Here is a 14,661-nt window from a genome sequence, read left to right as displayed (position 1 = left end):
TCAGTGGAGTCCTTCTGCGAGTGGTCCGAGTGCGAGAACGGGAAAGTACGTGAGTGCCGTGATGATGAGGATCGTTCCGACCAGCAGCCCGACGAACATCGGCCGGTGAGTGGGCAGCGTGCCCGTGGTGACGGGCGACTTCTCCTGGGCTGCGAGCGATCCGGCGAGGGCGATCACGAAGACGATCGGCACGAATCGGGCGAGGAACATCACGCATCCGAGGGCCGCGTTCATCCACGGTGTATTCGCCGAGATGCCGCCGAACGCGGACCCGTTGTTGTTGCCTGCCGACGTGAAGGCGTAGAGGATCTCGGAGAATCCGTGCTGGCCGGGATTGAAGATGGTCGTCTTCTCCACGCTCTGCACGACGCCTGGAACACCGAAGCTGAGCGCTGTTCCGGCGAGGATCAGCGTGGGCGTCGTGAGGAAGTAGAGGCTTGCAAGCTTGACCTCGCGCGCCCCGATGTGCTTGCGCAGATACTCGGGGGTGCGCCCGACCATGAGACCGGCGAGGAAGACCGCGACCACGGCCATCACGAGGATGCCGTAGAGCCCAGCCCCGATGCCTCCCGGCGCGACCTCGCCCGTCATCATGTTGAGCATCGCCATCATGCCTCCGAGCGGGGTGAGGCTGTCATGCGCCGCGTTCACCGCACCCGTCGACGTGAGTGTGCTGGTGGTGCCGAAGAGCGTGGTTCCCAGGATGCCGAACCGCTGCTCCTTGCCTTCCATCGCGCCGCCTGCCGCCTGCGTGGCGGCCCCGCCTCCCGCCGATTCCGCCCATGTCATGAGCGACAGCGAGACGACGAAGATGACGGCCATCGCGGCGAGGATCGCGTATCCCTGTCGGCGGTCGCCGACGATGCGTCCGAAGGCACGCGGAAGGCTGAACGGCACGAGAAGCATGAGGAACACCTCGACGAGGTTGGTCCACGCCGTCGGATTCTCGAACGGATGCGCCGAGTTCGCATTGAAGAACCCGCCACCGTTGTTGCCGATCAACTTGATGGCCTCCTGAGACGCCACCGGCCCACCAGGGATGTTCTGGGTCGCGCCGGCGATGGTGTGCACGGCGTGCACCGCGTTCAGGTTCTCGATCACGCCGCCCGCAATGAGCACGAGTGTGAAGATCACCGAAAGAGGAAGGAGCACCCGGAGTGTTCCTCGCATCAGGTCCACCCAGAAGTTGCCGATGGTGCCCGATCGATGAGCAGCGAATCCGCGAACGAGCGCGATCGCCACGGCGAGACCGACGGCGGCGGAGACGAAGTTCTGCACCGTCAGCGCGGCCATCTGCACCGTGTACCCGACGGTGGCCTCCGGGGAGTAGGACTGCCAGTTCGTGTTCGTCACGAATGAGATCGCCGTGTTGAACGACAGTCCCTGGGGCACGGCGGGCAGGCCGAGCGAGTACGGCAGCCACGCCTGCAACCGCTGCAGGAGATAGACGATCAGAACGCCGACGATGGAGAAGGCGAGCACGCTGCGCAGGTAGACCTGCCAGCTCTGCTCGGATTTCGAATCGACGCCGATGATGCGATAGATGCCGCGTTCGACGCGCAGGTCGCGGCGCGACGTGAACGTGATCGCCAGGTAGTCGCCCAGCGGCCTGTGGCAGATCGCGAGCAGGAGCGCGACCGTTGCGAGCTGAGCGAGGAAGAGCCAGAACTCCATCTAGAACTTCTCCGGTTTCACGAGCGCGTACACGAGGTACACGAGCGATGCCACGGCCAGCACAGCGGACAACACGACGAAGAAGGTCACAGCTTCTCCACCGCCCGTCCGACCAGGGCGACGACGACGCCGAGGGCGACGATGCCGAGAATGCAGAAGACGTCCAACACCGGATGCTCCGTTCGGTCTCACGCGCCGCGATGAACGCAAACGCGGGCCGCACCTCGCGGCCAAGACACCATCGAACCCGCCCGCCGCAGACGCGCACCCCGTCCTCACGGAATCCATGCGCCCGGCGGCCGTCTCCTTACGGAATCCGAACGGAGCCGACAGTGCTCGGCCGGCTCACCACGGCCGGCGCAGTTCAGCCGGCGCACCTCAGCCGGCGTCGTGCCCGAAGATCCAGTAGTACTGCGTGTGCTGGCGATGACGTGGCAGCGCGAGCGGACCGCGGGCATGCTCCCGCACCGCCTTCACGAGCTTGCGCTCGCCCGCCGACCACAGGTACGAGCGCTCAGCGTCGAGCGTCTCGATCAAGGATGCCGCCAGCAGGTCGACGATGCCGCTTCCCGTGTCGTCCGGCTCCGCCCACGAGACGGTCGTGCGAGCATCCACTGCAAGGGGCAGCTTGTCGTGGTCGTCGTGGGTGTCCTGGATGACGACGTGTTTGGTCGCGCCTTCTGGTGCCGCGCCGAGGATCGTGGTGATCGCGGGCAGTGCAGTCACGTCTCCCGCGAGCACGAGCGTGTCCGACTCGGCATCGATGGAGAGCTTCTGGGGTGTGTGCGCCACCTCGGCCCTCAGGCCGATCGTGGCGTGCTTGGCCCAGGATGCCGCCGGTCCGACCGGCTCGTGCAGCACGAAGTCGAGGCTGAACTCCCCCGCCGCAGGGTCGGGATCAACGATCGTGTAGCCCCGCTGCACCACTTTGTCGCTCGACAGGGACGGCACCCAGAGCCGCACCCAGATGGTGGGATGCAGCGCGAGCTCGTCGAGGAATCCGGGGGCGGAGAGGCGCACGCGCCGGTACCAGGGCGTGAAGTCGGTGATGCCGACGACCTCGACGGCGTGGTTCTTCACGCCCATCGCCTTCAGCACACCGCGCTGCCAGTTCGCTGCCATGGCGGCTCCTCGAGTGGTCGTGCGCCACCTCGAGGGCGCGAGCAGTTCGGTTGTTGCGGGGCATCCGTGTCGACCGCCGACGCCCGCCCCGGGGTCGAACGGAATCACGCGGATGCCCCGCGGCCTCGACACTATCGAGACTGGTTAGGTTAGGCAACCCTTATCAGAAACGGACGACCGCACAAAAGACCGTCGCCCGAGTGGATGCCTCTACTGAGGCGCCACGTCTCGGGCGACGGACGGATGGAACGGATGCCTCAGCTGTCGGAGTCGCGCTCGTCGAGCGCCGAGATCAGCGCATCGACCGCGGTGATCAGATTGTGCAGCGCCTGACGCTCGATCGAATTCTCGGGCAACTGCTGAATGTCGAAGCTCGCCGCGCTCGCGGCCTTGCGTGCTTCGCTGACGAGCGCCTGCGTCTCGAGATCTGCCATGATCAGTCCCCCCCTGATCCTCGTGTGGTGCCGAGTCTAACGACGGGTCGGCAAGCGGCGCGAGGTCCGGAAGTCAGCGCGCGAGCGCAACCGAGTCCGTGACGAGCGGGAACAAGCTCGATGCGATGCGCTCGAGCTCCTCATCGAGTGGCGACGCCTGCACGAGCAGCAACGTCACCCCTGCCCTCTCGAATTCGCGGATGCGCTCGGCCACCTGCTCCGGTGTCCCGATCAGGTTCGGTCGCAGGCCGCGTGTGCCGACGGAGTACTCGCGCTTCGACACTTCGACGTCGAGCTGCGAGTGAGCGACGAACTCCTCGAATGAGGCGTACCCGGGCGAGCTCGGATCGACGGCCGTGATGCGCTCGAGTTCGGCCTGAGCCTCGGCTTCGGTGTCGCGCACGATCACGTAGGCCGCCATTCCGACCTCGGCGAAGTCCTCGCCTTGCCTGCGCCTGCGGCGCGCGTTCACATCGTCGATCTTGCCCGACACCTCATCGGGCGTGCCGCCGTGGATCACGTAGGCGTCGGCGAAACCAGCGATGGCTTCACGACCGTCTTCGCTCTCTCCCCCGGCGAAGATGCGAGGGGCGACGCGTGGTTTCGGGCTGAGCACGGCATCCTGAACGTCGTAGAACTCGCCCTTCTGACTGAACGGCTGCTCAGTCCACATGCCGCGCAAGATGCTCACGAACTCGCTGGACTGCACGTAGCGCTTGTCGTGCGCGGCGAACTGGCCGCCGTACTGGCGCGCCTCCTCCGCCCACCACGCCGAGACGACGTTGAGCGAGAACCGGTCACCGCTGATGTCCTGCAGCGTCGCGGAGGTCTTCGCGGCAACGGTCGGAAGGTGGAACCCGGGCCGAACGGCCGTCATGATGCGCAGACGCTGCGTGACCGCGGCGATCGCGGACGAGAGCGACCAGGCCTCCAGGCTCGGGGCATCCACTCCCTTGCGATCGTTGAGGTACAGCTCGGGCACGAGGGTGATGTCGTAGCCGAGCCGGTCGGCGAGCTGCGACACCTCGCGGATGTACTCCCAGCTGGCCTCCATGCGACCCTCGTCGCGGATGTTGCGCAGAAAGCCGCCGTAGACGGGTGTCCAATATCCGATCTTCATGCGAGTACGGGCTCCTTCACTGCCACGAGGGCTTGTTCCAGGTCGGCGACCAGGTCGTCTGGGTCTTCGAGACCGATCGAGAGTCGGATCGTCGATCGTGAGAATCCGGCGGCTTCGAGTTGCTGCCGGGTGAACCGGCTGTGCGTCGTGGTCGCCGGATGGATGACGAGGCTGCGCGCGTCGCCGATGTTGGCTGCGAGCGAGAAGAGCCGCAGCCGGTCGATGAACGCACCAACCTCTTGCTCCCCCGCCGCGAGATCGAAGGAGAACACGGATGCCGCAGCCTTCAGCTGCCGTTTCGCCCGTTCGTGGTCGGGATGCGACGGCAGGCCGGCGTAGTGCACCGCGGACACCCGCGGATTGCCGGCGAGTGCCGTGGCGATCGCCAGCGCGCTCGAGGTCTGCCGCCGGATGCGCAGATCGAGCGTCTCGATGCCCTGCACGATGAGGAATGCGCTGTGGGCGGAGAGAGCGGGCCCGAGGTCGTGGGCGAGCTTGACCCGCGCATACGTGATGTAGGGACTGGAGCCCTGCGGCAGATCAGTGGCGAACGTGACGCCGCCGAAGCGCGCACTCGGCGTCGTGAACTGCGGCCAGCGCTCCGGGTGAGCCGTGAAGTCGAAGGTGCCGCCGTCCACCACGACGCCGGCGAGAGCCGCGCCATGACCGCCGAGGAACTTCGTCGCCGAGTACACCACGACATCGGCGCCGAAGTCGAAGGGACGCAGCAGCGACGGCGTCACCGTGTTGTCGACGACGAGTGGGATGTCGCGCTCGTGTGCGGCATCCGCAAGGGCACGCAGCTCCGGCACGCGTCCGGTGGGATTGTCGACCGATTCCACGAACCACGCACGGGTCCGATCGGTGGTCGCAGCACCCCAGGCGGAGGCATCAGACGGGTCGACGAACGTGGCCGTGATGCCGAAGTCGGCGAAGGTGTCGCCGAGCAGGTCGACCGTTCCGCCGTAGAGCCGATTGGATGCCACGATGTGCTGCCCGGTGCGGGCCAGCGCCAGCAGCGCGATCGATGTCGCAGCCTGGCCGGACGCCACGGCAAGCGCGGCGACGCCGTTGTCGAGCGCGGCGACCCGCTTCTCGAGCACCGTGTTCGTCGGATTGCCGGTGCGACTGTAGAGGTTGCCGGGCTTACGGAGGGCGAAGATGTCGCGCGCCGTCTCGTAGTCAGGGAACTCGTACGCGGCGGTCTGGTAGATCGGCACCACCGACGTGTTCTGCGGGACACCCGGCACGAAGCCGGCGTGCACCTGCCTGGTGGCGCCCGCCCAGCCATCCGCATCCGAGCGATGCCGTCGCTCACTCTGTTCGCTCACGCCGCGACCTCCTCGACGAGCGAGGCGTCGCGTCGCACGATCGGCTCCCGGCCCTTGCGCTCCAGGAACTGCACGAGCTCGGCGCTGACCGTTCTGTGCGTCGCGTCGTTCAGAGCGTCGTGCACGCCGCCCTCGACAACGGCGAGCTCGATGTCCGGGCTCAGCGAGCCGTAGAGACGGAGTGCTTCGCCGATGCCGGTGATCTCGTCGTCGGCGCCGTGCACCGCGAGAACCGGGACGGTCAGCGTCAGAGCGCGAAGTCGCTCTACGATCTCTGGCCGGAACGTCTGGGCCGTCAGCGCGGAGAGATCGGCGTCCGCCGACAGCCGTCCGCGGTGCACGACGCACGACGTGCGCTCGGCGATGCGCTCCTCGTCAGTTCTCCGTTCGACTGCCGCATCGATTCCGCCGATGCCGGCGAGCACGACCGAGTCTGCACCCCAGCGCGACGCGAGCAGCGCAGCGATGACGGCGCCGGAGTCGGAGCCGACGAGCGTCACGCGGGCCGCATCGGTCAACTCGGCGGGCGGCGCCGCCTGGTCGAGCCACGCCGCGTCGATGCCGTGCAGTGGCGGCAAGTCGGTGACGAGCACGTCGTATCCGTCGTAGGCCAGGCGATCCCCGAGTCGCTCATACAGTGCTGCGGACTCGCCGCGCCCTGGGAGGACGACGACGGTCCCGCGGAGTCGGGCGGTGTTGCGGCTCCTGTGGTTGGCCGCGACGCTGACTGCCTGATGGGTCGGCACGGATGCTCCTTCGAACGTGTGAGTCCAGAGGTACTACGACACCGCAGTACATTTCAAATAGTGCCCTGACATATTGAGATATGTGTCGCGCTTTGTCTCGCCAATCGTGGACAGATGATGACGGTCAGAGTCGCCCGACCGCTCATTCAGGGGGTCGGCTCCGATGCGATCGCATATCGCGCACGGACTCGGGTCAATACAATCGTGACGAACACATCACACGGCCGAACGGGGAATCCTGATGTCTGTGATCGAGGCGCACTCGGCCGCGGTCAGTCCGCAGTGGCTCCTTCAACGCGTCAAGGGCACCACTTCGGCCGAGCTCGGAGCCGGACTCGAACAGCTCATACGATCGGGCACCCTCGCGCCAGGAGCGCAGCTTCCGACGATCCGCGACCTCGCCCAGGCCGCTTCCACGAGCGTCGGAACGATCCTCGCCGTGTGGAACCACCTGCGTGAAGCGGGGCTCATCGAGACCCACAGGCGAGGCGGAACGACGGTGCGAACCGCTACCGCCCTCCATGTCGTCTCCGACTGGTCGTCGATCGATTTCCAGCAGGGCGAACCGGACATCTCCCTGCAGCCGGAACTGGGCAGCGCACTGCTCGACAGCCTGACAGCTCCCAACCTCAACGTCTTCGGTCGCGAGTACATGACGGAACGGCTGTATTCCGCCGTCGCTCCGAGCTGGCCGTTCCGTGCCGATGCATGGATGACGGCCGGCGGTGGAACAGAGGCGCTCCTGCTTGCGACCGCTGCAGCGGCGCAACCAGGTTCGGCGGTGGCCGTCGACGAACCCGTCAGCCCGGGGTTCCTCGACACCCTCCGGGACCTGGATCTACGACCCATGGCCGTTGCGGCCGACGAGTCCGGACCACTTCCTGCATCGCTCGCCGATGCGATCGAAGCAGGCGCGACAGCTTTCATCTTCCAGCCCGGTGCCCCGTTCGCCGTCGATCACGCAGTGACGATGCAGCGCGCACGCGAGCTGGCTGCCACCCTGTCCCGTGCCGAGAATGCGCACGTCGTCGTCGTCGAAGACGACTCGATCGGTCCGCTCGCACGGCGTGCCGTCCCCACACTCGGACAGGAGCTCACGGGACGCGTGCTGCGCGTGCGCAGCTATTGCAAGGCCTACGGCATCGATGTACGCACATCGGTGATCGGCGGCCCGCGACGACTCGTCGACCGTGCGATCGGGCTTCGAAGCCACGGTGTCGGATCCAACAGCCGGATTCTGCAGAACGCACTGGCTTATCTCGTTCAGGATGACGACGCGAATGCTCGCGTCGCCGACGCTCGCGAGCGTTACGAGCGTCGTCGGGAGTTGCTTGTCGACGCTCTGCGTCGACAAGACCTCACCGTGCACGTCGGCGCAGACGGCATCGTTCTCTGGGTCGAGGTCGCAGACGAGACCGACGCCCTCGTCGGACTCGCTGCCAAGGGCATCCTGGCGGGGGCCGCTGCCAAATCCTTCATCGTGCGACCGGAGCATCCGATGATCAGGCTTTCGGCGATGCAGCTGCCGGAAGACGACACTGCTCTCTTCGAACGGCTCGCGGAGACGATCACCATGGCCGCGCAGGGCGGCAGGCGCGAGTTCTTCGACTGACGCTCTGCCCCGAAGGTCGCCACCAACGTGCCGGGGCGCGTCGCACCGCGGGCTCGTTCTGCTCGGGCGGCGGGCACGAACGAGACGACCCGGGCATGGCATAGGTGCGCTCTGACGACACATGGCTCCGACACAGGGTGTAACAAAAATACAAAATTGAAAACAAAAGCCCTCGTGCCCTCGACGATCAGTAGCGTCACTCACGCAGTACCTGGCTCCTGATTTGGTTTCGGCCGCGCTTCGCGGCGAATGACAGCGCGTTAGAGAGGTGCATCCATGTCCATTCAGATTCTTGGAATGGTTTCCACGAACTACGGATCCGAAAGCGTGGGCTGGAAGGGCCCGCTCGTCGACCCGACGTACTTGGCGGACTTCGCCAAGGCTCACGAGGAGGCCGGCTTCGATCGTGCACTCGTGGCACACAGCGCCAGCTCGCCCGACGGCCTCGCCGTCGCGGCTCACGTGCTGTACAACACGGACCGACTCGGCGTGCTGATTGCTCAGCGCCCCGGCTTCGTCGAGCCCACGTTGACCGCCCGCAAGCTCGCGACTCTCGAGAACCTGACTGGCGCGGGGCGCGTGGCCATCCATCACATCACCGGTGGCAGCGACACGGATCAGCGTCGAGACGGCGACTTCCACGACAAGCAGGCCCGATACCGCCGCACGGCCGAGTTCATCGATGTGCTTCGTCGTGAACTCACCTCCGACGAGCCCTTCGACTACGAAGGCGAGTTCTATCGCTATGAGGGTGCTTTCAGCTCGGTCAAGCCGCTTGGTTCCGTACCGATCTTCTTCGGAGGGCAGTCCGATGACGCGATTCGTGTCGGAGGCCGCTGGGCGGATGTCTTCGCGCTGTGGGGCGAACCGCTCGCCCAGACGCGTGAGCGCATCGAGCTCATCCGCAGCGAAGCCGCCAGCCACGGTCGCACCATCGATTTCTCTCTCTCCGTTCGCCCGATCGTGGCACCGACCGAAGACGAGGCATGGGAGAAAGCCGCAGCCATCCGCAAGGCCTATGAAGCCAACCTCGAGGGGGGCGTCGGGCGAAAGTGGCGAGTCGGCCGCGGACAGAACACGGCCGTGGGTGCGCAGCGCCTGAAGGAGGAAGCATCCGAGAAGCTCGTGCACGACGAGCGACTCTGGTTCGGCGTCACTCAGCTGAGCGACGGTGGCGGAAACTCGACAGCACTCGTCGGCACGCCTCAGCAGGTTGCCGAGGCACTTCTCAAGTACCACGACCTCGGCGTACGCAACTTCCTGATCAGGGGCTTCGACCCGCTCGCGGATGTTCGCGACTGGGGTCACGAGCTCGTCCCCCTTCTGCGTGCCGGCGCCGCCGCTCGCGAAAATGACCTGGTCCCGGCCTGAGCCGCGGACCTCGACCGAAAGAACAGACAGTGAGCCTTTCAGCGAAGAAGACCGTGAAGGTGGCTGCCATTCTCGCGGCCGCGACGCTCGGCCTGACCGGCTGCGCGGCGGGCACGGCTGGCGCAGGTCAGCAGTCCTCCGACGCGAGCGGCGCCATACCGGCTGCCAGTCAGCGCGGTGACACCCTCACCTGGGGCTGGTCGTTGCCGTCGACCTGGGACCCGGTGACGTCGGCCGTCGGCAACGACGTGAGCGCCCTGTCGCTCGTCTACGAGGGTGTGACCGAGGAGGACGCGAAGGGCAACGCGGTGCCCGGCCTCGCGAAGTCCTGGACTTATGCGAAGGACGGCAAGTCCGTGACCTTCCATCTGCGGTCTGGGCTCACCTTCTCCGATGGAACGAAGCTCGACGCCGCCGCGGTCAAAGCGAGTCTCGAGCGCGGCATCACAGAGAAGGACTCGACCGTCGCTGCCCAGCTGGTCGACGTGCAGAGCATCTCTGCTGACAGCTCAACGGATGTGACGCTCCACCTGACCCAGGTCGACTATCAGATCCCGCTTCTGCTCTCTGGTAAGACAGGACAGATCGTGAGTCCGACCGCGGCCGCGGACGACGTCTCCAAACTGGCGACGCAACCGGTCGGTGCCGGTCCTTTCGTCCTGAAGTCGTACGTGCCGGGGTCTCAGGCAACGCTCGTGAAGAATCCGAAGTTCTGGGACGCCGACAAGATCCTCGTGAAGAACTTCATCCTGAAGCCGACGCCCGACCCCTCGGTGGCCGTCGCAGGCTTGCAGTCGGACCAGTTCAACATCGCCGACCTCACGTCGTCACAGGTGAGCGCGGTCAAGGCTGCCGGATTCCCGGTGGAGACGACCAACGTGCTCCCCGTTCGCGTGCTCGACGTGAACAAGACCGTCAAGCCATTCGACAACCCCAAGGTGATCCAAGCCATCAGCACGGCGATCGATCGCGACGCCCTCGTCAAGACCGCGAACTTCGGATTCGGGCAGCCCGACTGGCAGCCGTTCCCGAAGGGGTACGTTGCGTACAACTCTTCGCTGGACAACCTCTATCCGCACAGCGTGTCCAAGGCCAAGAAGCTGCTGACCGAGGCCGGCTACCCGCACGGCGTGAGCATTCAGTTGGCGCTCGGTGCAGCGGAAGACCCGGTCGGTGAACTGCTGCAGCAGCAGCTGAACGCTGCGGGCATCCACACGACACTGGTCGTTCAGACCCCTGGGGCGAACAACTACATCACCCGCAAGTACCCGTTCGTGCTCGACCAGTTCAATGCGAGGCAGTCCCCGGTTCAGGCACTGCAGGTGCTGTTCGGCGCGCAGGGGCTGATGAACCTCGGCAAGACCACGCCGCCGTCGCTGGCACCCGCCGTCTCCAAGGCCAACGGCTACTCGCTGACCGACCCCGCCTACCCGGCGGCGATCCAGGCCGCGACGAAGGAAGCCGTGACGAACATGCCGAACGTCTTCCTGTTCACCGTGACCCGATTCGAGGCGCACTCCCCCAAGGTGCACGGCCTGCAGCACTGGGTCGACATCCAGCGGTTCGAGAACGTCTGGGTCGAGAAGTAGGCGAGACGTCATGACGACGCTCAACGTGAGGGGCGGAGTCGGCCGCACCGCCGACTCCGCCAGAGGCGAGGGGATCGCACGATTCTCCGCGCTACCTGCTGTGATCAGCACGGCGGTAGCCCTCGGCCGCGCCCTGCTCATCGCTGTACCCGTATTGCTGGTGTCGACGTTCATCACCTTCATGCTCGGCGGGCTGACGAAGCAGGACCCGGCGTCCCTCGTTCTCGGCGATTCCGCCACCCCGCACGACGTCGCGCGCATGCAAGCAGTGTTCGGCCTCGATAAACCCCTGATCCTGAGATATTTTCTGTGGCTCTGGAACGCGCTGCACGGTGACCTCGGCTCGTCGTGGTTCACCAAGATCCCAGTAACAGACAGCATCGCCCAGAGGCTTCCCGTCAGTCTCTCGGTCGCCGTGTTCGCCCTGCTCATCGCAGTGTTACTCGGCGGTACGTTCGGCATTCTCGCCGCGGTTCGGCAGGGCGGCTGGCTGGACCGCGTCGTCACCGTCGTCACCTCGTTCCTCGCCACGGTTCCCGGATTCGTCGCGGCCATCGCATTGATCATCGTGTTCACGCTCGTCATCCCGGTTCTGCCGTCCGGCGGGTGGGTTCCTCCTTCGGCCGGCCTGCTGAGATGGGCCAGCTTCCTCGTGCTGCCGAGCCTGGCGCTGAGTCTGGACACGGCGGCCGATCTCGCGAGACAGCTGCGTACCGGTCTGGCGGGCACGTTGCACGAGAACTACATCGTCGGGGCTCAGATGCGCGGTCTCTCGCACGCAAGGATCGTCTTCGTGCACGCCTTGCGTAATGGCGCCGGTCCGGCCGTCGCTGTGCTGGGCATGCACGTGCCCCGGCTCATCGGCGGCGCCGTGATCGTCGAGACCGTGTTCGCCTTGCCTGGGATCGGCAGCCTCACCAAGACCGCTGCGCTCGAGGGCGATGTGCCGGTGGTGCAGGGTGCACTCCTCGTGACGATCGTGCTCGTGCTGATCTCGTCGGCGATCGTCAACGTTCTTCTCGTCAGGCTCCGCCCCGCCGCACGGAGGGAAATATGAAGCAAGTCGCCTCGGCTTTGCACACCAGAGCCGGCCTGATCGCCGCGATCGTGCTGGCCCTCGTCCTCGTGCTCGCGGTCATCGGTCCGTACATCGCACCGTTTGATCCGTTGAAGAACAGCGGAGCGATCCTCCAGGCGCCGAACGCCACGCACTGGTTCGGCACCGACTATCTGGGCCGCGATGTCCTGAGCCGCGTGCTGGCAGGGGCACCGCTTTCGGTGTACACGGCGTTCGAGGCCGTCGGGATCGGCCTCGTCATCGGTGTCATCCCGGGAATCACCTCGGTCTACCTTGGGCGCACGTACGAGTGGATCACCCTTCGCGTCATGGACGGCCTCATCGCGCTGCCGTTCCTGATTTTCGCCATCGCCGTCGCGGCGCTCCTCGGCAATGCCGTGCAGCAGGCGATGATCGCCGTCGGAATACTCATCGCGCCGGCGTTCTACCGCATCACCAGAGCCGCCGTTCTCAGCCACGCGAACTCGCAATACGTGACCGCGTCGCAGCTCTTCGGCGCGTCGCTTTTCCGCGTCATCCGTACGCACGTCTGGTCGAAGATCCTGCCGACGCTCGTCGTGGCAACGGCGAACGCCACGGCCGCCGGGCTGCTGATCGTCTCCTCGCTCACGTTCCTCGGCATCGGCGTCGTGCCACCGGACCCGACATGGGGCGGCATTCTGGCGAGCGATCTCAGTTATCTCTCACAGGCGCCGTACGGGCCGATCTTCCCGTCCCTCCTGATCATGGCCACTGTCGGCTCGCTCAATCTGCTGGCCGATGCGATCAAAGACACCAGCGGCGACCACGGCCGGGTTCGACTGCTGAAGAGACGAGGACGTCGTGTCGGTACTGCTTGATCACACCGCCGAGAGGGTGCCACTCTCCTCCTCTGAACCACAGGAGAAGGATGTCCATCCGACGCCCCTGCTGCGCGTCAAGGAACTCCGCGTGACCGTCGCCACCAGTGCCGAGGTCGTGCACGGCATCAGCTTCGACGTGCCGAAAGGAACAGCCGTCGGCCTGGTAGGCGAATCCGGAAGCGGGAAGACGCTGACCTGCCGGTCCATCCTCGGCCTGCTTCCGGCCGGCGCCGAGATCTCGGGCGGCGACATCGAGTTCGCGGGCGACTCGATCACAACCCTCACCCGCCGAGACGCCGTGCGGCTGCGTGGAACCCGGATTGCCGCGGTATTCCAGGACCCCGCGTCATACCTCAACCCCTCGATCACCGTCGGCGCGCAGCTGGCCGAGGTCTTCAGGGTGCGGGGGCGACTTCCGCGGAAGGCCGCCCGAGACGAAGCCGTCGAGTTGCTTCATGCGATGGGGCTCCATCGCCCTGCGCACGTCTACACCCAGTACCCGTTCGAACTCTCGGGAGGCATGCTCCAGCGCGTCTTGATCGCCATCGCGATCGCAGGCGAGCCTGAGCTGCTGATCGCCGATGAGGCGACCACCGCTCTCGACGTCACGGTGCAGGCCGAGGTCCTCGAGTTGCTGTCGCAGCTGCGTCGGGACCGCGACCTCACGCTGGTCGTCGTCTCGCACGACCTGGCGGTCATCGCGCAGGTGAGTGACGAGGTGCACGTCTTCCGCGACGGGCACATCGTCGAGTCAGGGCCGACTCGCCAGGTGCTCCGCACACCGCGGCATCCCTACACGCGTTCGCTCGTAGACAGCCACGAGCGGTTCGGCATCGATCACATTCGGCGCCAGAGAGACGATCGATGACCGCGTTGCTGGAGGTTTCGGGCCTACGGGTCGAACTCGGGCATGGTCGTGGACGCACCGAGGTGCTGCACGGAGTCGATCTCACGGTGGAGCCGGGGCAGATCGTCGGATTGATCGGCGAGACCGGATCGGGCAAGACGACCCTTGCCAGGGCCGTTCTCGGGCTCGCACCGCCGAACAGCGGCACGGTCCTCATCGAGGAACAGAACACGACGAAGCTACGAGGACGCGCCCTTCGCGCCTTCCGTCGCTCGGGTGCCGCGCAGTACGTTTTCCAAGACCCGCTGCGCAGCCTGGATCCGGACCGCACGGTGTTCGACACGTTGGTCGAGGGGCTTGTCGTGCAAGGTGGCAGATCCCGCGACGAGCTGAGGGATGCTGCCGACCGCGTAGCCCGTCTGGTCTCGCTTCCTGCAGAGCTTCTGTCGAAGCATCCGGGCGAGCTCTCCGGCGGACAGCGTCAGCGGGTCGCGATCGGACGTGCAATGGCCGTGGAGCCGAAGCTTCTGATCTGCGATGAACCCGTGAGTGCGCTCGATGCGTCCACCAGGATCACGATCCTCGAACTGCTGCTGGAATTGCGGCGAGAGCGTGGTCTCGGGGTGATCATGATCACCCACGATCTCGGTTCGCTCGCGGGAGTAGCCGATCGGGTGACGGTGCTCTATCGCGGAAACGTCGTGGAGAGCGGCAGCACGCAGGAGGTGCTGCTCGCGCCGCAGCATCCGTACACGCGCCTGCTTGTCGAGTCGGTGCCGTCGCTGTTCGATGACGAACCACTCGACTCGAACCGTCGCGGTGAACTCCGCGACGCGGTACGCGCACTGGAACTCGATGAACCGGTGGCCTCCGTCGCCGGCACACGATGACGGGA

General features: G+C 66.0%; 14 protein-coding genes. 7 read left to right on the top strand and 7 right to left on the bottom strand.

Annotated features, from left to right (window positions below; translation table 11 throughout):
• From kdpA to MJ603_RS06095, 7 genes are all read right to left on the bottom strand, one after another.
• The gene (gene kdpA, locus MJ603_RS06125) at nt 1–1,674 is read right to left on the bottom strand and encodes a potassium-transporting ATPase subunit KdpA (protein WP_243062812.1); all 1,674 of its coding nucleotides are present in this window, start codon (nt 1,672–1,674) and stop codon (nt 1–3) included.
• A complete protein-coding gene (gene kdpF, locus MJ603_RS06120) occupies nt 1,675–1,764 on the bottom strand; it encodes a K(+)-transporting ATPase subunit F (protein ID WP_243062811.1) in 90 nt (29 codons plus the stop codon).
• Nucleotides 1,765–2,052: 288 nt separating this feature from the next.
• Nucleotides 2,053–2,796, bottom strand: coding sequence for a siderophore-interacting protein (locus MJ603_RS06115; protein ID WP_243062810.1), 744 nt, complete (start codon nt 2,794–2,796; stop codon nt 2,053–2,055).
• Between the two features lie 257 nt (nt 2,797–3,053).
• Complete coding sequence (locus MJ603_RS06110; RefSeq protein ID WP_243062809.1) at nt 3,054–3,230, bottom strand: hypothetical protein; 177 nt, start codon at nt 3,228–3,230, stop codon at nt 3,054–3,056.
• Between the two features lie 73 nt (nt 3,231–3,303).
• Nucleotides 3,304–4,350 carry an LLM class flavin-dependent oxidoreductase gene (locus tag MJ603_RS06105; RefSeq protein WP_243062808.1) on the bottom strand — a complete coding sequence of 349 codons (1,047 nt, stop codon included), beginning with the start codon at nt 4,348–4,350 and terminating at the stop codon, nt 3,304–3,306.
• The gene (locus MJ603_RS06100) at nt 4,347–5,681 is read right to left on the bottom strand and encodes a PLP-dependent transferase (RefSeq protein ID WP_243062807.1); all 1,335 of its coding nucleotides are present in this window, start codon (nt 5,679–5,681) and stop codon (nt 4,347–4,349) included. Before MJ603_RS06100 ends, MJ603_RS06105 begins: the two co-directional genes overlap by 4 nt.
• Nucleotides 5,678–6,427: an alpha/beta hydrolase gene (locus MJ603_RS06095; protein WP_243062806.1), complete on the bottom strand. Its 750-nt coding sequence runs from the start codon at nt 6,425–6,427 to the stop codon at nt 5,678–5,680. The genes MJ603_RS06100 and MJ603_RS06095 overlap by 4 nt, the downstream gene beginning before the upstream one ends.
• A 241-nt stretch (nt 6,428–6,668) precedes the next feature.
• Here MJ603_RS06095 and MJ603_RS06090 point away from each other — a divergent pair, with 241 nt between their 5' ends.
• From MJ603_RS06090 to MJ603_RS06060, 7 genes are all read left to right on the top strand, one after another.
• A complete protein-coding gene (locus MJ603_RS06090; RefSeq protein WP_243062805.1) occupies nt 6,669–8,039 on the top strand; it encodes an aminotransferase class I/II-fold pyridoxal phosphate-dependent enzyme in 1,371 nt (456 codons plus the stop codon).
• 276 nt (nt 8,040–8,315) lie between these two features.
• Nucleotides 8,316–9,410, top strand: coding sequence for an LLM class flavin-dependent oxidoreductase (locus MJ603_RS06085; protein ID WP_243062804.1), 1,095 nt, complete (start codon nt 8,316–8,318; stop codon nt 9,408–9,410).
• A 29-nt stretch (nt 9,411–9,439) separates the two neighbouring features.
• Nucleotides 9,440–10,999: an ABC transporter substrate-binding protein gene (locus MJ603_RS06080; protein ID WP_243062803.1), complete on the top strand. Its 1,560-nt coding sequence runs from the start codon at nt 9,440–9,442 to the stop codon at nt 10,997–10,999.
• Nucleotides 11,000–11,009: 10 nt separating this feature from the next.
• Nucleotides 11,010–12,056, top strand: coding sequence for an ABC transporter permease (locus tag MJ603_RS06075; protein ID WP_243062802.1), 1,047 nt, complete (start codon nt 11,010–11,012; stop codon nt 12,054–12,056).
• Nucleotides 12,053–12,916 (top strand): ABC transporter permease, encoded by an 864-nt coding sequence (locus tag MJ603_RS06070; RefSeq protein WP_243062801.1) that lies wholly within the window; start codon nt 12,053–12,055, stop codon nt 12,914–12,916. The genes MJ603_RS06075 and MJ603_RS06070 overlap by 4 nt, the downstream gene beginning before the upstream one ends.
• Nucleotides 12,900–13,787 carry an ABC transporter ATP-binding protein gene (locus MJ603_RS06065; protein WP_243062800.1) on the top strand — a complete coding sequence of 296 codons (888 nt, stop codon included), beginning with the start codon at nt 12,900–12,902 and terminating at the stop codon, nt 13,785–13,787. Before MJ603_RS06070 ends, MJ603_RS06065 begins: the two co-directional genes overlap by 17 nt.
• Complete coding sequence (locus MJ603_RS06060; RefSeq protein ID WP_243062799.1) at nt 13,784–14,656, top strand: ABC transporter ATP-binding protein; 873 nt, start codon at nt 13,784–13,786, stop codon at nt 14,654–14,656. Before MJ603_RS06065 ends, MJ603_RS06060 begins: the two co-directional genes overlap by 4 nt.
• Nucleotides 14,657–14,661: the final 5 nt, after the last annotated feature.

This window comes from Humibacter sp. RRB41, from assembly GCF_022761015.1.
In the GTDB taxonomy this organism is placed as follows: Bacteria; Actinomycetota; Actinomycetes; order Actinomycetales; family Microbacteriaceae; genus Humibacter.
Note: the sequence above shows the minus strand (reverse complement) of the source record. Positions and strands in the feature narration are given on the sequence as shown.